Here is an 18,419-nt window from a genome sequence, read left to right on the forward strand (position 1 = left end):
CCTACTGATAGGTGCCGGAGGATTTAAAAACCAGAGGCAAGGAGCATTGAAAAAAAACAAGAAAAAAGCACTTTCTGTAACACCATTGAAATTAATTCAATTTTTTAGAATGGTTCGTGTATTTTTAATCAATTTTATTATCTAGTTTGCAGGCTTACAATATCGTCATGTTCTCAAGTGACTTGGCAAAAAGCACACCATGCATGGGAGAACAACTACACACTAATGAGGTTTATATCATGAAAAAAGTTACCACTGTCGCCGCTATTGCAATCGCCTTGTCTGCCACTACCTTTTCAGCAGCTGCACTGGCTGAGCGTGGTTCAGAGAAACTGAACACCGTAATGATCCCGACGTCTACTGCCCATTACAGCCAGGAAGACCTCACCCTGTCCCCATCGGACTTGCCTGCGATCAATGGCGGCCAGGCTCAAAACGAGGTACTTGATGCCTCTTTCGACGAAAGCCAGCAAACAGTAGCAGACCGCACAATTAAAGGTAATGACCTGCACAGCCTTAACTCGTAAGGCTGGCAATACTGACAGCTTCTAGAAAGCAGATCTGTCGCAAAAAACCCCACGCACGTGGGGTTTTTTATGCCAATAAAGCAAGCCTAACGATAAAGCAGAGCTTATATTGTCAGCCTTATTCCGCTGCTAGCACATCGAGGCCACGCGCTAAATCACGCTGAATGTCCTGCTGGCTTTCCAGTCCCACCGCCACACGAATTAACCCTGGAACAATTCCCGCCGCCTCTTTTTGCGCATCGGATAAGCGTCCATGCGTGGTCGTCGCGGGATGGGTAATCGTCGTTTTTACATCCCCCAGGTTACCGGTGATGGATAATAGACGAGTCGCATCAATCACCTGCCAAGCGCCCTCCTGCCCATTAACAACCTCAAACCCAAGCACAGCACCAAAGCCTTTCTGTTGCTGTTTGGCGAGCGTATGCTGCGGATGCGTTTCCAAACCGCTGTAATGCACTTTACTTACCGCAGGATGGTCTTCCAGCCAGCGCGCCAACGTGAGCGCATTTTCACAATGGGCTTTCATCCGTAGCGAGAGTGTTTCCAGCCCTTTGGTAAATATCCAGGCATTAAAGGGACTGAGACAAGGTCCACAGGTGCGAACCACGCCGAAGACTTCTTCCAGCACATCATGCTTACCCACGACAGCGCCACCGATGGCCCGCCCTTGACCGTCAAGGTACTTGGTCGCGGAGTGGATGACGAGGTCGGCACCCAACGCAAGAGGCTGCTGCAGCGCAGGTGTCAAAAAGCAGTTATCAATGGCCAAAAGGGCATTATTACGTTTTGCTATGGCAGCAAGCGCCGGGATATCGGCAATCTCGGAAAGCGGGTTTGAAGGCGTTTCTGCAAACAGGAGCCGAGTTTTGGGCGTAATAGCCGCTTCCCACGCTTCTACATTAGAGAGTTCAACGTAGCGGGTGGTGATGCCAAACTTGCCCAGGTACTTATCGAACAGGCTGACGGTCGAGCCAAAAAGCGAACGCGATGCCACGATTTCATCGCCTGCAGACAATAACGCAAGCGCCGTCGATAAAATGGCCGACATACCCGAACTTGTTGCCACACAGCGTTCCCCACCTTCAAGTGCTGCCAAGCGGCGCTCGAAAGTATGTACAGTGGGGTTCGTAAAACGCGAATAAACGTTACCAGGCTCTTGCCCACCAAACTTACGCGCTGCTTCCGCAGCGCTTTCATAGACAAAGCTAGAGGTCGGAAAAATAGGCTCCGCATGCTCTTGCTCGAAGGTGCGATGATGGCCTGCACGGATCGCCAGCGTCTCTAACGACCACTCATCCTGTTGGCTGTCATTGTGCATGGACGTACCCCTTGTTTTCAGTAAACATCCGTGACCTGTCCTTAGTCGTCGAGGTCATCATCCTGATTGTGCATATCGACCAGCGCATGATCACCCGCACTTTGATCTTTCGCGGCATCGTTCCGGCTGGCTTCAAGCACGGCCAGATACGCTTCATCGATATCCCCCGTAACATACTTGCCATCAAAGACCGAGCAGTCGAAGGATTCCATTTCCGGATTTACTTCGCGACAGGCATCTTTCAGGTCTTCCAGATCCTGGTAGAAAATTCGGTCAGCGCCAATCAGCTCGCCTACTTCATCTTCAGTGCGGCCATGGGCAATTAACTCCACCGCCGCAGGCATGTCGATACCGTATACATTAGGGTAGCGCACAGGCGGTGCAGCGGAGGCAAAGTAAACCTTACGCGCACCCGCATCTCGAGCCATCTGAATAATCTGCTTACAGGTCGTACCACGTACAATCGAGTCATCCACCAGCAGCACGTTCTTGCCTTTGAACTCAATGTCGATGGCGTTGAGTTTTTGGCGTACCGATTTCTTACGCTGAGTTTGGCCAGGCATGATAAACGTACGGCCAATATAGCGGTTCTTCATAAAGCCTTCGCGATACGTCACCCCAAGGTGCTGCGCCATTTCCAGCGCGGAGGTACGGGACGTATCCGGAATGGGAATCACAACATCAATATCGTGATCAGGCCATTCGTTCAGGATTCGGTCGCCCAGCTTGCGACCCATTTGCATGCGCGTGCCGTAGACGTAGGCACCGTCCAGAATGGAGTCAGGGCGTGCCAGATATACATGCTCGAAAATACACGAGCTCAGCTGTGGACGGTCAGCACATACCTGCGTATGGCACTGGCCCTGCATATCCACAAATATCGCTTCGCCGGGTGACAGGTCACGCTCAAGCTCAAAGCCGCCCACGTCTAGCGCGACCGACTCAGAAGCAATCATGACATCCTGCCCTTCGTCCGTTTGGCGAGTACCAAACACCACTGGACGAATGCCGTGAGGATCACGAAATGCCACCATACCAAAACCGTTAATGATCGCGACCGCCGCGTAGCCGCCTTTGCAGCGCCGGTGCACTCTACGTACCGCATCAAAAATATCTTCCGCTTCCAGATGCAGGCCTTGCTTACCCAACTCATGGGCAAACACGTTAAGCAATACTTCAGAGTCGGAGCTGGTATTGATGTGCCGTAAATCGGTTGAGAAAAGCTCCTGCTTCAACTGTTCAGAGTTGGTCAGGTTACCGTTATGGGCCAACGCAATACCGTAAGGCGAGTTGACATAAAACGGCTGAGATTCCGCTTCGCTGGATGAACCAGCGGTAGGATAACGTACGTGACCAATGCCCAGGTTGCCCTTAAGGCGAGCCATATGGCGGGTGTGGAAGACATCGCGCACTAGCCCATTGCTCTTGCGCAGTAAGAAGCGTCCCTCGCTCCAGGTCATCATACCGGCAGCGTCCTGGCCGCGATGCTGAAGTACGGTCAGGGCATCGTAGATTCCCTGATTTACCGCCTGCTTGGCCAGAAGGCCCACTATACCGCACATTCAAGTTACCTCGCTTTAGTGCCATGGCTTGCCAAAACAAGCCCGTACGTTCTTGAAACTCGTTTTAATACGTTTGCGTTTAACCGGTACCCGTCAAGCGGTTAGGCAAGCGCAAAATACGCTGTTAGGCGTTATTGACTATCCATGGGCTGCGGCGCAAAACTGCCATGCGGGCGAATGTCAGGCAGTGATATATCGCGTAAAGAGGCGGGGGCTTCTGGCAGCTCCCGCTCCCACTGATCCAACTGGCTAACCGCCCAATCGCGCAACTCGATAAAGGTGGGCCGTAACGAGGCTTGCTGCCATGCCTGAAGCTCGGCAAGCGGCGTGAGCGTAATAACGACCGTGGCCACCAGCAAGATGATCGTGCCACGCGCGATACCAAACACAGCTCCCGCAAAACGGTTCAAAAGCCCCATGCCTACCCATACAATGGCCGCATGCACCAAGCGAATAACAATGCCGCAAAGCAAGATCACCGCAAAAATAACCAGTGCAAAGGCCAATACAAGTCGAGCGTCAAAACTTTCGATAAACCCGCTCATTAACTCGGCGACCGGCTCTGCCAATACGCGGGCGACCATTAACGCAACAACCCATGCCCCAAGTCCTAACGCTTCTCTAACAAAACCACGGACAAAGCCGGCCAGCATCGAAAGCGCCAGCACGGCAAGAAATACAGCATCAATCCACGTTAGCGCCATCGTTTAATCTCTTACTCGCACTAACAGACCTTGCACGTTTGCGCGCTGTTTAATTAAGGCCATGGCCGCTTCGCCATCCTCTGAAGATGCGTAAGGTCCCACGAGCACTGTGGTCAAGTTATTGTCGCGCTGGCGTTGGAAAACACTAAACCCTTCGCCTGTAAGCTGGCTACCTAGTCGCTGAGCATTCGCAGCATCGCCAAAACTACCCACCTGAACCGCCCACCCACCTTGCTGTGTAGACGCTGGTCCAGCACTCGATGAACCCGCCCCTGATGAACCCGTACTTGAAGAGCCTGCACTTGAAGAATTAGCACTTGAAGAACCTGCAGCGCTTTGGCTGCTGGATGTCGACGTGCTATTCGAGGCTACCAGGTCGGCAATGGGGTCATTTTGAGGAGCGTCAGTGTTTGAAGATGACGTAGGCGCTTGTGCGACGGTTTCCGTTTCACTGGGCGCATCAATTTGAGAAGTGTCAGGTAGTCTCGGAGATGCATCTATCGATGCATTAACCCCATCATTGCTTGCCACATTTGAAGATGGCTGAGGGTTAATGGTAGAGGGCATTTGGGGAGCGTCCACATCACGGCGCGCCGTTTCTATGGGCTGTTCAATAATGAACGTTGGTTGCTGTCGCTCCTCACGCGGCGCCGGGTCACTCATCAGCCAAGGGACAACGATTGCGAGTAGCGCAAGCAGAATCACAACACCGCTAATGCGCTCTGTTTTACCATATTTCATATCATCTCCCTCTAGCGGGACTACGCCTTAAGAACGGCTGGCTTGTGGCAGTGATCGAGCTAACAGAGCGGCGACGGTAAAAAAGGAACCCGTTACCAAAATGCGATCCTTGTCAGTGAGCATCTCAGCCATGGCATCAACACCGGCTTCAGGCGAGTCTGCACAAAGCCGCACACAGCCACCATGGGCTTTAATACGCTCAGCGAGCTCATTGGCGGTGTGGCCACGCTCGCCATCAAGCGTTACACAGACCCAGTCAGTAATACGTGGTGCTAACGCCGCAATAACACCATCAACGTCTTTATCATTGAGCATACCTATCACTGCCCACTGCCGTCCTGTATCAGGCGGTACTGGCAAATGGCGAGCAACATAGGTCGCCGCGTGAGGATTATGCCCCACATCCAGGCACCACTGCCCTATCCACTGCATCCGGCCTGGCAGATTAACACTGGCTAATGCATTTTGCGTGGCTTTTAGCGTTAGCGTCAGCCCCGTAAGCGCCAGCGCTTGTAGCGCGGTTGCGGCATTATCGACAGGCAGGCCAGGATCAGGCAGCGCATCCAGAGAAAGCGTCTCCCCCGTTGCCGTCAACCCACTCCAGCACCAGGGTAAATGGCTGTTTTCCTCGGCACTGTGGTTAAACGCTAATCCTAACCGGTAAACCGGCGCCGCCAAGGCAATAGCCGCATCGGCAACGCTACCGGGAAGCGACTCACTGCCCAATACCGCTGGCCGCAATGGGCGAAATATACCCGCTTTCTCAAGGCCGATTTGCGCAATATCGGTTCCCAAAAAGCTCGCATGGTCTTGGGCTATCGTAGTGACGACCGCAACATCCGCATTAATGATATTGACGGCATCCAAGCGACCGCCCAAGCCCACCTCAAGTACCGCGAGATCCAGTTCAGCTTGTGCCAGACACCAGAGCGCGCACAATGTACCTGCTTCAAAATAGGTCAGGCTAATTTCCGGTGCTTCCAGGCGAGCCTGTTCGACACGTTCAAACCCCTCAACCAGGCACGCGTCGTCAGCTTCCTGGCCGTTGATACGCACCCGCTCGTTGTAACGCAATAGATGAGGCGAGGAGTACGTACCCACATGCCAACCATGTGCGCGAGCTACCGCGTCAACCATGGCAACCGTCGAGCCTTTACCATTGGTGCCCGCCACAATGACAACGCGATTGGCAATGGGGCGTTTAAATAGCCCCATACGCTCAGCAACACGTGACACACGCTCCAGGCCTAAATCAATCCCGACAGGGTGCAGGGTTTCCAGATGCTGAAGCCACTCTGCTAACGACTTAGGCATTGCGGTGTGGTTCATGGCTCTTGTCAATAGAATCCGGACCTGTCTCGTCAACCGTTACGTCAGCATCGGCGATATGTGCTTCATCAACCACTGGCTCAGCGATGGCTTCATCATCCGTCAATTCACTGGCTAACGAAAGCGCCTCCTGATGAGTCAACTTGCGTAGTACGCCGCCCACACGGGCACGCATTTCCTGGCGATGTACAATCATATCGACCGTACCATGCTCCAACAGGAACTCACTGCGCTGGAAACCTTCTGGCAGCGTTTCGCGGACGGTCTGCTCAATAACACGCGGACCAGCAAAACCAATCAATGCGTTGGGCTCAGCAATATTCAAGTCGCCCAGCATGGCGAGCGAAGCGGATACGCCCCCAAACACCGGATCGGTAAGCACCGAGATATAGGGCACACCGGCCTGCTTGAGTTTCTCAAGTGCCGCCGATGTTTTGGCCATTTGCATCAGTGAGAAAAGCGCTTCCTGCATACGTGCACCACCGGAAGCCGCAAAGCAAACCAGTGGAATACCTTCTTCAAGCGCGATAGTGGCCGCTCGGGCAAACTTCTCACCCACTACGGCTCCCATCGACCCACCCATAAAGGTGAACTCAAAAGCAACCGCAATGACCGGCAAACCGTCCAACGTACCACGCATTGCAATCAGCGCATCTTTCTCGCCGGTATCTTTTTGCGCGGCCGCCAAGCGGTCCTTGTACTTTTTAGAGTCGCGGAATTTCAGGCGATCAACAGGTTCAAGCTCTGCCGCGACCTCTTCACGGCCTTCTTTATCCAGGAACCAGTCCAAGCGTTTCCGCGCAGTCAGCCGTAAGTGATGGTCACATTTCGGACAAACACTATGGTGTTTCTCTAACTCAGGAAGATAGAGAACGGCTTCACACTTGGGACATTTACGCCAGAGGCCGTCGGGCACACTGGCACGACGGTCTTTACGCTGGATACGCCCCATGGAGGGCACTATCTTGTCTAACCAGCTCATATCAAAAAGGCTTCCGTTTTACGTCATGCCTGGCAGCGCCAAGCTTGATGAGTGTCGTCAATCAACTTCAGTATAGACGATGAGGGGCAGCGTTAGGCGTCCATTGCGGTGCGCATCTCTGCTAGCACGCTTCTAAGCTGACCAGCGATAATTTCGGGCGTTTCTACATTTTCGGCAATACGGTTTACTAACGCACTACCGACAATCACTCCATCCGCTACGTTAGCCACTTCAGCAGCCGTTACGCCATCGCGGATACCGAAACCAACACATAGCGGCAGGTCGGTCATTTCACGTAGCGGTGCCAGACGTTCAGCGACGTCACCTGCATTTAAGGTTGCCGCACCAGTAACGCCTTTTAGCGAAACGTAGTAAAGGTACCCCTCACCCTGGGCGCATATTGTAGCGGCTCGCGCAGGTGAAGTGGTAGGCGCCACAAGGAAAATTGCTGCTAAATTATGCGCTTTTAACAGCGGACCCAATTCATCGGCCTCTTCTGGCGGCATATCGACCACTAGCACGCCATCAACGCCCACTTTTTCAGCCTGCTCAGCGAAGGCCTCGTAGCCAATACGCTCAATAGGATTTAGATACCCCATTAACACGACCGGAGTCGTGGTATCGGCCTGACGGAATTCAGCCACCATATCCAGCAAGTCGACCAAGCGGGTGCCCTGCTTTAAAGCGCGTTCACAGGCTTTCTGAATAACCGGGCCGTCCGCCATTGGATCAGAAAACGGCACACCAAGCTCAATGACATCCGCACCCGCTGCTACCAGCGCATGCATAAAGCCAACGGTGTACTGTGGCGCCGGGTCGCCCGCCGTAATATAAGGTATCAGAGCCTTGCGGCCCTGCTGCTTGAGTTCAGAAAAGCGCTGATCGATACGGTTCATGCTTGTCCTTAAAAGCGGGCCTTAAAATTCGATACCGTCAATGTTGGCTACGGTCATAATATCCTTATCACCACGGCCTGAAAGGTTAACGACGATATGCTGGTCAGGGCGCATGGTAGGCGCCAGCACCTTAGCGTGCGCCAGCGCGTGGGCTGACTCCAAGGCAGGCATTATACCCTCCATCTGCGTCAGTTCTCGAAACGCTTCCAGCACGGCGCTGTCAATAGCGGTGACGTAGCTAACACGACCAACGTCTTTCCAAAGCGCGTGCTCAGGGCCAACGCCCGGATAATCAAGCCCGGCTGAAATGGAGTGTGTATCGGAGACCTGCCCCGCTTCATCAGACATTAAGTAGGTACGGTTTCCGTGCAGCACACCGCGCGGGGCATTCGATGAAAGCGGAGCAGCATGGCGGCCCGTCTCAACACCATCACCTCCGGCCTCAACCCCATACATCGCGACGGCATCGTCTTCAACAAACGGATAAAATAGCCCAATCGCGTTGGACCCACCACCGACACACGCGATCAGCGCATCCGGCAAGCGGCCGATTTGTTCCAGCGACTGGCGGCGTGCTTCACGCCCCACTACCGCATTAAAGTCGCGCACAAGCTCAGGGTATGGATGTGGCCCTGCTACCGTGCCGATAATGTAAAACGTGTTATCAACGTTAGTTACCCAGTCGCGCAGCGCTTCATTCATGGCATCTTTAAGGGTGCGCGTGCCCGATTCTACCGGAATCACTCGCGCGCCCAATAAGCGCATACGGTAGACATTCAGCTTTTGGCGCTGCACGTCTTCAGCGCCCATATACACATCGCATTCAAGACCCAAGCGCGCGGCAACCGTTGCCGTCGCCACGCCGTGCTGCCCGGCACCGGTTTCAGCGATTACCCGTGGTTTGCCGGTTTTTTTGGCAAGCAGTGCTTGGCCGACGGTATTGTTTACCTTATGCGCGCCGGTATGATTTAAATCTTCGCGCTTTAACCATATTTGCGCACCACCTAGCGTCTCGGACCATCGCTTGGCATGATAAAGCGGCGACGGGCGCCCTACGTAGTGGGCAAGATCATTATCAAATTCGGCCTGAAAAGCAGGATCATCACGCAGGCTTACGTAAATTTTCTCAAGATCTTCCAGGGCGTAGCTCAATGTTTCGGATACAAATCGGCCACCATAAGGGCCAAAATGACCGCGGGCATCCGGCATCCGGGTCAGGTCGCTGAATCTGGTCTTGGAAGCCGTGTCAGAAACGGTTCCAGGAACGGTTTCAGAAACAGTATTAGCGCCACCAGTTGCTGAGACAGTCACAGGATACCTCACAAGATTGCCAGAACAGGCAACAATTGAATAAACGGACATAGAGCGCAGCGTCATAAAAAAACAGACTGCGCGGCGTGTTTAACGGGCGTCGGCTAACGCGACTTGCTGAATAAACAGTGTCATTTTTTCAACGTCTTTACGACCATGCGCTGCTTCAATCCCACCCGACACATCAACGGCATAAGGCGCCACTTGGTGAACGGCAGAGGCGATATTATCAACCGTTAACCCGCCTGCGAGAATAACAGGTTTTGCCAGTTTTGCGGGGATTCTCGACCAATCAAAGACCTCTCCTGTGCCGCCTGGCGTGCCCGGCCGATAGGCGTCCAGCAGCAGCGCCTGTGCCTGATGATAGTCAACAACTGCCTGAGATAAATCGATATCGTCACGCATTCGCAACGCTTTAATCCAGGGGCGTCCAAACTGTGCGCAAAACGCAGGAGACTCATCACCGTGGAACTGAATCATGTCCAGGTACGGTAAGCACTGCTGAATCACGTCAACGGATTGATCAACAAACAACCCTACCCGGGTAACAAAAGCAGGTACTTCACCCGAAAGCGTTTCAAGTTGCTCAAGCGTAATGCTGCGCGCGCTTTTCGGCCACATTACAAAACCCAGCGCATCTGCCCCCAGCATTACGGCTCTTTTAATATCATCACTGCGGGTAAGCCCACAGAACTTGACCCGCGTACGCATGGGGCTAAGCGTCTTCATCTAGCGCCTCCTGAGCGGGATCAGACGTTGTTTTAGCAAATGTCAGTTTACGCCGCGCCGCTATTCTGGGGGTGTCTGGCAGTTCTCGTTCGCCTGTCCACTCCCCGGTAAAGGCGAGCAGGTTAGGCCCTACCGGCTCCATGGGCAAATCAAACCGCTCGTCGTAAATTGAATCAACAAAATGCAGCCCACACGCGGGAGCGGTTACATCACCTTTCTTACGATTCCTTAGCGCCAGCAATCGTTCAATATAACCTTCGTCCTGCGCCCCACGACCTACGCTGACAAGGGCGCCAGCGATATTGCGAATCATGTGATGTAAAAACGCATTGCCCTGAATATCAATGACCACCAGCGGACCAAACCGCTTCACCTCGACAAAATGCATTTGCCGCCATGGCGTTTTGGATTGGCAGCCTGCAGCACGAAAACTTGAAAAGTCCTGTTCGCCAACCAGAGCCTGCGCAGCGCGATGCATGGCATCTGCATCCAGAGGATCGCGGCACCACGTTACGTTCGTGCGTTCAAGCACAGGGCGACTGATTTGATTGAGCAGCAAATAACGGTAACGCCTGCCAAGCGCGCCCAACCGGGAATGAAAATCATCCGAGACAGGCTTTACCCAGCGCACGGCTACATCGCGTGGCAAGTTGGTGTTGGCACCAAAAATCCAGGCTTTCTCAGTCCGCTCGGTAGGTGGGTCAAAGTGCGCTATCTGACGCGTGGCGTGAACGCCTGAGTCCGTACGTCCGCTGGCATGTATCTGAACGGGGGCACCGGCCACTTTTGCCAAGGCATCCTCTACGGCGCCTTGAACAGAAGCAGCATGCTTTAAACGCTGAAAGCCGCAAAAACGCGTGCCATCATATTCAATGCCTATTGCCAAACGGCCTTTCAGCGGCCGGGTTTCATCAAAGTGGTAAAACTGGGTCATCAAGCCACGTCATAAAGTTTGAAAGGTTAGCCATTATCCCGACCCTGCGGCTTGAATGCTACCTCTTCAATTTCCCACTCTGCGCCTATCGAGCGAGCTGTGCTTACTTTTTTCAGCGTTTCAGACGGTGTCAGCTCGGGCGCTTCAACCCGCTTGAAGTCCATACCCTTTAATAACAGCGCATCTTCTTGCGGATACCGTCGGCTGCCATGGCCTGCCAAACCTGCTGCCTGACTTTTAGCGTAGTTAGCGCCAAAAGCATCACCCCTCTCGGGTATTACCGTGCCACTTGCGGAACTGCTGAAATGGTCTGATGCGGCACTGCTTGTACGAGCCCCGGAAGATAACGGTATATTAAGTGTAGAGGTTTGCAAATCATTACTAATGGGTGGCGATGGTTTGAACACCTGAGGCTCGGCAAGCGACGCGCCCGTCAAATGCGCTTGAGCAACCGGCTCTTCAGCCTCGCGCCGCTTTCTGCGCCACATTAATCCCGTCAACAGCAGTACCAGCCCAAGGGCAATGAATGGCCATCGATAACGCTCAATACTACTTAAAACACCACTTGATGGCGCACCGTGTACGTCAGCGATTGGCTGTGCCGCAGCATTCGCCTCAGCCATTAATGGCACAGGAGGAGATGCTTCTACCGACACGCTATTCTCAATGAATTGACTGAGATTATGACGCAGTTCGCTGAGTTCAAGACGAAGCTGCTCGCGCTCTTCATTAGCCGTAAGTAAGCTTGCCTGGCTTTGCTCCAGCTGCTCTGCAAACCCGGCCATGGCACGAGTCAGCTCGGCTTCTATCTGGGCAGTAGCCAGCTCAGGCGCAGGTGGCGTCTCAACCTCAACGTCCACCGGAATACTCTGAGGCACCGTTGTATTGGCGCGCTGCTCGCCTGCCACCATGACCTGGACAGCGTGAGCCGCCTCATCGGCTGAACGTAGCTGTACTTGCCCTGCTGCGGGCAAGCGCAGTGCCTGGCCCGTTCGCAAGCTATTAATATTGCCTTCAGGAAAGAACTCAGGATTCACCGCTACCAGTGCCAGCATCATCTGCTGAACGCTCGCGCGCTCAGGCTTACTACGCGAGGCAATACGCCACAACGTATCACCCTCTTGCACCCTTACCTCGGCACGTGGAAGAGGCTCTGTCATTTCCGAGCCAGAGCTTGGCGCGACGCCGTCAGCTTCCGCTTGGTTCAACGGGTAATTAGCGTAGTCAACCGGGTCAAAAAGCAACGTGACCGCGTGCTTTTTCTGCCCCTCGGGCGAATGAATGACCAGCAGCAAATCCAACCAGGGCGTTGTTACCGACTGTGGTGAGCGCAGGATAATGCGCCGACTGCCCGCTTGCTCTTGAATCTCGGCATGCACCTGACGAGCCAAAGGCATCCACTCAAGCCCAGAGGCGACAAACGCTGGTTCATCAGCAACCTGTACGCTTAGCTCGTCTAGCGCGTAGGCGTTTGAGTCAAGCAACGGTAACGAGGCATTTAGCGGGGCTTCCAGCCAGGATTCCACCTCGGCAGGTCCGGCTTCAATTGCCTGCACAAAAGATGGCACCCCAGCAATCGACAGCAGTGTGATCGTTTTTAAGAAAACGCGATAATTTGAATATTTTTTCGCCACGTTACCCAATCCGTTTTTTATGAAAACCGCGCTAGCAAGTGCGGTGCATGCCAACACAGAATGCAAATTATAATTAACACAAATAAGTAGGTAACGCATGGAGGCGGTTTAATTTATAACACTTACAAAAAAAACCGGCGCGCTAAAAGCGCCCCGGTTTTGGCTAATGTGCTGCGTTGTTTTACTGTTCGCGCAAAATTTTGAGCATGCGCTTAAGCGGCTCGGCAGCGCCCCACAGCAGTTGGTCGCCAACGCTAAATGCCGAAAGGTATTCACCACCCATGTTCAGCTTACGCAAACGCCCCACCGGAATATCCAACGTGCCGGTAGCGGCGGCAGGCGTTAAACCTGCAATGGTGGCGTCTTTATCGTTGGGGATCAGCTTGACCCACTCATTATGCTGAGCGATCCGCTCTTCAATCTCATCCAGAGGCACATCATGTTTCAGCTTGATGGTGAACGCTTGGCTGTGAGAGCGCATGGCACCAATACGCACGCAAAGACCATCAATCGGCACAGGATTATCACCAAGACCCAGAATTTTATTGGTCTCAACAAAGCCTTTCCACTCTTCACGGCTCTGGCCGTTTTCAAGCTTGGTATCGATCCACGGCAGTAAGCTACCGGCAAGGGGGGCGCCGAAGTTATCGGTCAGGAAGTCGCCACCACGCATGGCCGCCGTTACCTTGCGGTCAATTTCCAAAATCGCGCTGGAGGGGTCAGCCAGTTCGCTACTAACGCTGTCGCGCAGTTGACCCATTTGATTAAGCAGTTCGCGCATGTGCTTGGCGCCAGAACCGGAAGCCGCCTGATAGGTCATGGAGGTCATCCACTCAACCATATCGGCTTCAAACAGGCCGCCCAAGCCCATCAGCATGAGGCTGACGGTGCAGTTACCGCCGACAAAGGTCTTGGCACCTTTGGCAAGCTGCGCATCAATGACCTTACGGTTAACCGGATCAAGCACGATGGTAGCTTCATCCTCCATGCGTAGCGTGCTGGCGGCATCAATCCAGTAACCCTGCCAGCCATTTTTACGCAGGTCGCCATAAACTTGCTTGGTGTAGTCACCGCCTTGGCAGGTAATAACAACATCCAACGCTTTCAATTCTTCAAGGGCAAACGCATCTTTTAACGCAGGTACGTCTACGCCGATGTCGGGACCAGGCTGGCCTACTTGGGAGGTGGTGAAAAAGACCGGCTCAATGCCGTTAAAATCACCATCTTCCTGCATGCGCTGCATCAGCACAGAACCCACCATGCCACGCCATCCTACGAAACCGACTTTCAACATGCGAAGTCCTCCAGCAAAGAATGAGACACATATTATACACAAAACTTATAAATAACGTCGGCCACTCTTTGAGTGGCCGAGGCATCACACTTTTCATATCAAATAGTTAGCGCGCTTTATAGCGCATTTAACTTTTTGCAAAGGCTGCCAGTACCGCATCGCCCATTTCAACCGTCGAAACACGGCGCGTTCCTTCTGCGGCGATATCCGCCGTGCGCAGGCCGTTATCCAGAACGCTACCCACCGCGGCTTCAATGCGTTCGGCCATGGCCGTTTCATTCAACGAGTAGCGCAGCATCATGGCAACCGACAGCATCATGGCGAGCGGGTTGGCAATGTTTTGCCCAGCGATATCCGGCGCGCTTCCGTGGCAAGGCTCATACATGCCTTGGCCGCTTTCGTTCAGCGAGGCCGAAGGCAGCATACCGATGGAGCCGGTAAGCATGGCGGCGGCGTCAGACAAAATATCGCCAAACATATTGCCGGTCACAACGACATCAAACTGTTTCGGGGCACGTACCAGCTGCATCGCGGCGTTATCTACGTACATATGCGAAAGCTCGACGTCCGGGTACTCTGGCGCCAAACGCTCCATCACTTCACGCCACAAAATGGTAACTTCCAGCACGTTAGCCTTATCTACCGAGCAGAGCTTTTTGCCACGCTTTTGGGCCATTTCAAACGCGACGCGGCCGATGCGCTCAATCTCACTTTCGGAATAAATGTAGGTGTTATAGCCCACACGCTCCCCGTTACGCTCCTCAATACCCCGCGGCTGGCCGAAGTAAATGCCGCCGGTCAATTCACGCACAATCATGATATCCAAGCCTGCCACCAATTCAGGCTTCAGGCTGGAGGCGCTGGCCAGCTGCGGGTAAAGCATGGCCGGGCGCAGGTTGCCAAACAGCCCCAGATTCTTGCGCAGGCCCAACAAACCTTTTTCAGGGCGCTTGGAAAGGTCTTCGATCTTATCCCATTTGGGGCCACCCACCGCAGCGAGCAGAATCGCACTGGCCGCCTTGGCTTTTTCAAGCGTTTCAGCAGGCAGTGGGTCGCCATGCACATCGTAAGCCGAGCCGCCGACCAATGCTTCTTCAACGTCAATATCCAAACCCGCTTCCTGGCACGCTTTTAGCAAACGCGCAGCTTGAGCAGCAATCTCTGGGCCAATACCGTCGCCGGGTAATAGAAGCACCTTATGGGTCATGTTAAATCCTTAATAGAGAGTCAGCACGGCTTACCGCCGCTTAGCGCGGTGCAATGGAGTTGCACCGCGCTATGTATGTCTTTTTAACTATTCTGAATGACGCTTATGCGGCTGTATCAGGCAGGCTGACGGAACAACCAGGGCCGAGCATCTTTGTGTTTTTGCTCAAAGGCACGGATCGCATCTTCGTCCTGCAGCGTGATGCCGATATCGTCCAGTCCATTGAGCAGGCAGTGCTTGCGGAACGCGTCCACTTCAAACTCAAGAATTTCGCCGCTCGGCGTGATGACCCGCTGGTTCTCCAAATCGATATCCAGCTGATAACCTTCATTAGCATCAACGCCTGTAAACAGGCGATCCACTTCTTCTTCGCTTAACGTGATCAGCAAGATCCCGTTTTTAAACGCGTTATTGTAAAAAATATCTGCAAAGCTTGGCGCAATGACTACTTTAAAACCAAAATCTTCCAGTGCCCACGGCGCATGTTCACGCGAGCTTCCACAGCCAAAGTTGCGCCGAGCTAGCAACACCTCAGCCCCCTTAAAACGCGGCTGGTTCAGCACGAAATCGGGATTAAGCGGGCGATTGGAGCAATCCTGCCCCGGCTGACCTTCATCTAAATAACGCAGCTCATCAAACAGGTTAACGCCAAAGCCGGTTCGTTTGATTGATTTCAAGAACTGCTTGGGAATAATTAGATCGGTATCGACGTTAGCGCGATCAAGCGGGGCAACCACGCCTTCAAAACGAGTAAACTTTTTCATGGCTTAAGCCTCCTGGGCGTGGGTAGCATCGTTGGCGGATAAACTGCGCACATCAACAAAGTGGCCAGCAATCGCAGCCGCTGCCGCCATGGCAGGGCTCACCAGGTGCGTACGACCACCGTACCCTTGGCGTCCTTCGAAGTTGCGGTTGGAGGTCGATGCGCAGTGCTCGCCTGCACCCAATTTATCAGCATTCATGGCCAGACACATGGAGCAGCCCGGCTCGCGCCACTCGAAACCAGCGTCGATGAAGATTTTATCCAGCCCTTCCGCTTCTGCCTGGCGTTTCACAAGGCCAGAACCCGGCACCACCATGGCAAGCTTAATGGAACCTGCCACTTTATTGCCTTGAGCCACCTTGGCAGCCTCACGCAAATCCTCGATACGCGAGTTAGTACACGAACCAATAAACACTTTATCGAGCTTGATATCAGTAATTTTTTGGTTAGCGTGCAAGCCCATATATTCAAGCGCGCGAGCATGGCTGCGCTGCACAGTTTCATCCTGCGAGGCGTGCGGGTCTGGCACATGCCCGGAAATACCTGTCACCATCTCGGGGCTGGTTCCCCAACTGACCTGCGGTTCGATATCTTCGGCCTTCAGAGTCACTACTTTGTCGAACGTGGCATCGTTATCTGATACCAGTTGACGCCAGTCAGCCACCGCAGCTTCCCACTGCTCGGCGGTCGGCGCAAAGGGGCGCTTGGCCAGGTAATCAATCGTCGTGTCGTCCACAGCAATCAACCCGACCCGGGCACCCGCTTCAATCGCCATGTTGCACACGGTCATACGGCCTTCCATGGAGAGTGACGCGATAGCGCTGCCCGCAAATTCGATAGCGTAGCCCGTACCGCCTGCTGTACCGATCTTGCCGATAATGGCCAGTACCACATCTTTTGCGGTCACGCCGAGGCCAAGTTCCCCCTCAACGCGCACCTGCATGTTCTTCATTTTTTGTGCCAACAGGCATTGAGTCGCCAATACGTGCTCAACTTCAGACGTACCGATACCGTGAGCCAGCGCGCCAAAAGCACCGTGAGTGGCCGTATGGGAGTCACCGCAAACGACGGTCATGCCGGGTAACGTGGCGCCTTGCTCTGGCCCAACCACGTGCACGATTCCCTGGCGGGGGTCGTTAATTTTAAACTCTTCAATTCCGTACTCAACGCAGTTGTCGTCAAGCGTCTGAACCTGAATCAACGACACCGGGTCTTTAATGCCGCTATTGCCTTCGGCGCGCTCTTTCGTCGTCGTTGGGACGTTGTGATCCGGTGTTGCCAGGTTAGCATCCAAGCGCCACGGCATACGTTTGGCCAAGCGCAACCCTTCAAACGCTTGCGGAGAGGTCACTTCGTGAAGCAGTTGGCGGTCAATGTAGATCAGCGCCGTGCCGTCATCGCGCTGCTTCACCAAGTGCTGGTTCCAGAGTTTGTCGTAAAGGGTTTGACCTGACATGTGGCTCTCCTGGGCAAGCGCCCTGCTAGTTCGGTATCGCAGCCTCTACGTGCTGCTTAACGTGACGATGCAGCCAGTGTTACGCGTAGCGATCATAAAAGCAATTCATGTTATTTATAGGTATGATTCCATACTGGAATACATAAATACTGACCACACAATAGTGAGCACCACGTGGATACCCAGAGCCTACAGGCGTTTTTAGCCGTTGCTGAAACACAAAGCTTCTCGCGCGCTGCCGAGCAGCTTTATCTCACGCAGCCAGCGGTCAGCAAACGTATTGCCACGCTGGAGTCGCTGGTGGGCACGCGGCTGTTTGACCGTATTGGCAGGCGTATTTCGCTTACTGAGGCAGGCCATTTATTACTGCCACAAGCCAAGCGAATTCTGTTAGCGGTAGAAGATAGCCGCCGAGCGCTCGCGAATCTTTCTGGCCAGGTGGGTGGCCGATTAACGCTGGCTACCAGCCACCACATTGGCTTACACCGCCTGCCACCTGTTTTAAAAAACTACACCCAGCGCCATCCAGAAGTAGAACTAGACCTGCATTTTCTGGATTCAGAGTTTGCCTACCAGGGCGTGCAGGATGGCACCCTGGAAATGGCCGTGGTGACGCTCGCTCCTCACCCTGTTGAGCAATTAAACGTGGTGAACCTTTGGCATGACCGGCTATGTTTTGTTTGCGCGCCCGACCACCCGCTAGCTCACGCCTCTATCCTTAGCCTTGAAGCACTTTGTCACTATAAATGTGTTCTACCTAGCGCCAAAACATTTACCCGTACATTGATTGAGCAACGTTTTGCCAAGGCGGGCCTGTCTCTACAGGTCAGTATGGCTACCAACTATTTGGAAACATTAAAGATGATGTGCAGTGTTGGGCTTGGGTGGAGCCTACTGCCTGAGGGGATGATTACTAGTGAGCTGGTCGAGCTAAAAATAGATACACCGCCCATCTACAGGCCGCTCGGCTATTTGGTGCATACCAATCGGACACTTTCCAACGCCGCGATAAAAATGATTGAGGCGCTGGAG

Annotated in this window: 17 protein-coding genes; 2 read left to right on the forward strand and 15 right to left on the reverse strand. The window is 53.6% G+C overall.

The genetic code is table 11. The annotated features are described in order from the left end of the window. The first annotated feature begins 239 nt into the window (after positions 1 to 239). Positions 240 to 527 (forward strand): hypothetical protein, encoded by a 288-nt coding sequence (locus ACT3RU_RS17295; RefSeq protein ID WP_087107436.1) that lies wholly within the window; start codon positions 240 to 242, stop codon positions 525 to 527. Between the two features lie 118 nt (positions 528 to 645). Here the strand turns inward: ACT3RU_RS17295 and ACT3RU_RS17300 are convergent, their stop codons facing one another. From ACT3RU_RS17300 to leuC, 15 genes are all read right to left on the reverse strand, one after another. Beyond that, the gene (locus ACT3RU_RS17300; RefSeq protein WP_192528573.1) at positions 646 to 1,845 is read right to left on the reverse strand and encodes an O-succinylhomoserine sulfhydrylase; all 1,200 of its coding nucleotides are present in this window, start codon (positions 1,843 to 1,845) and stop codon (positions 646 to 648) included. Between the two features lie 41 nt (positions 1,846 to 1,886). After that, positions 1,887 to 3,407 carry an amidophosphoribosyltransferase gene (purF, locus tag ACT3RU_RS17305; protein WP_087107440.1) on the reverse strand — a complete coding sequence of 507 codons (1,521 nt, stop codon included), beginning with the start codon at positions 3,405 to 3,407 and terminating at the stop codon, positions 1,887 to 1,889. Between the two features lie 131 nt (positions 3,408 to 3,538). Next, positions 3,539 to 4,111, reverse strand: a complete 573-nt coding sequence (locus ACT3RU_RS17310) for a CvpA family protein (RefSeq protein WP_192528574.1) — start codon at positions 4,109 to 4,111, stop codon at positions 3,539 to 3,541. Between the two features lie 3 nt (positions 4,112 to 4,114). Continuing rightward, positions 4,115 to 4,852 carry an SPOR domain-containing protein gene (locus ACT3RU_RS17315; RefSeq protein ID WP_192528575.1) on the reverse strand — a complete coding sequence of 246 codons (738 nt, stop codon included), beginning with the start codon at positions 4,850 to 4,852 and terminating at the stop codon, positions 4,115 to 4,117. Positions 4,853 to 4,879: 27 nt separating this feature from the next. Beyond that, the gene (folC, locus tag ACT3RU_RS17320) at positions 4,880 to 6,166 is read right to left on the reverse strand and encodes a bifunctional tetrahydrofolate synthase/dihydrofolate synthase (protein ID WP_192528576.1); all 1,287 of its coding nucleotides are present in this window, start codon (positions 6,164 to 6,166) and stop codon (positions 4,880 to 4,882) included. Then, the gene (gene accD, locus ACT3RU_RS17325) at positions 6,159 to 7,163 is read right to left on the reverse strand and encodes an acetyl-CoA carboxylase, carboxyltransferase subunit beta (RefSeq protein ID WP_192528577.1); all 1,005 of its coding nucleotides are present in this window, start codon (positions 7,161 to 7,163) and stop codon (positions 6,159 to 6,161) included. The genes folC and accD overlap by 8 nt, the downstream gene beginning before the upstream one ends. Before the next feature lie 92 nt (positions 7,164 to 7,255). Next, positions 7,256 to 8,059 (reverse strand): tryptophan synthase subunit alpha, encoded by an 804-nt coding sequence (gene trpA, locus ACT3RU_RS17330; RefSeq protein WP_192528578.1) that lies wholly within the window; start codon positions 8,057 to 8,059, stop codon positions 7,256 to 7,258. 21 nt (positions 8,060 to 8,080) lie between these two features. Then, the gene (gene trpB / locus ACT3RU_RS17335; protein ID WP_192528584.1) at positions 8,081 to 9,268 is read right to left on the reverse strand and encodes a tryptophan synthase subunit beta; all 1,188 of its coding nucleotides are present in this window, start codon (positions 9,266 to 9,268) and stop codon (positions 8,081 to 8,083) included. 192 nt (positions 9,269 to 9,460) lie between these two features. After that, positions 9,461 to 10,099, reverse strand: coding sequence for a phosphoribosylanthranilate isomerase (locus ACT3RU_RS17340; RefSeq protein ID WP_192528579.1), 639 nt, complete (start codon positions 10,097 to 10,099; stop codon positions 9,461 to 9,463). Next, complete coding sequence (gene truA / locus ACT3RU_RS17345; protein ID WP_192528580.1) at positions 10,086 to 11,033, reverse strand: tRNA pseudouridine(38-40) synthase TruA; 948 nt, start codon at positions 11,031 to 11,033, stop codon at positions 10,086 to 10,088. The genes ACT3RU_RS17340 and truA overlap by 14 nt, the downstream gene beginning before the upstream one ends. Before the next feature lie 26 nt (positions 11,034 to 11,059). After that, positions 11,060 to 12,667 (reverse strand): type IV pilus assembly protein FimV, encoded by a 1,608-nt coding sequence (locus tag ACT3RU_RS17350; protein ID WP_192528581.1) that lies wholly within the window; start codon positions 12,665 to 12,667, stop codon positions 11,060 to 11,062. Positions 12,668 to 12,848: 181 nt separating this feature from the next. After that, positions 12,849 to 13,961: an aspartate-semialdehyde dehydrogenase gene (gene asd, locus ACT3RU_RS17355; protein WP_087107462.1), complete on the reverse strand. Its 1,113-nt coding sequence runs from the start codon at positions 13,959 to 13,961 to the stop codon at positions 12,849 to 12,851. Between the two features lie 127 nt (positions 13,962 to 14,088). Further along, entirely contained in the window at positions 14,089 to 15,168 is a 1,080-nt protein-coding gene (leuB, locus tag ACT3RU_RS17360; RefSeq protein WP_087107464.1) for a 3-isopropylmalate dehydrogenase, read from the reverse strand. 116 nt (positions 15,169 to 15,284) lie between these two features. Then, a complete protein-coding gene (gene leuD, locus ACT3RU_RS17365; protein WP_192528582.1) occupies positions 15,285 to 15,932 on the reverse strand; it encodes a 3-isopropylmalate dehydratase small subunit in 648 nt (215 codons plus the stop codon). 3 nt (positions 15,933 to 15,935) lie between these two features. Continuing rightward, complete coding sequence (gene leuC, locus ACT3RU_RS17370) at positions 15,936 to 17,387, reverse strand: 3-isopropylmalate dehydratase large subunit (RefSeq protein WP_087107468.1); 1,452 nt, start codon at positions 17,385 to 17,387, stop codon at positions 15,936 to 15,938. Between the two features lie 174 nt (positions 17,388 to 17,561). Here leuC and ACT3RU_RS17375 point away from each other — a divergent pair. Beyond that, the coding region (locus tag ACT3RU_RS17375) for a LysR family transcriptional regulator (protein WP_483392946.1) at positions 17,562 to 18,419 on the forward strand (858 nt) is incomplete at its 3' end.

The organism is Halomonas sp. TP35 (genome assembly GCF_052375975.1).
In the GTDB taxonomy this organism is placed as follows: domain Bacteria; phylum Pseudomonadota; class Gammaproteobacteria; order Pseudomonadales; family Halomonadaceae; genus Vreelandella; species Vreelandella citrativorans.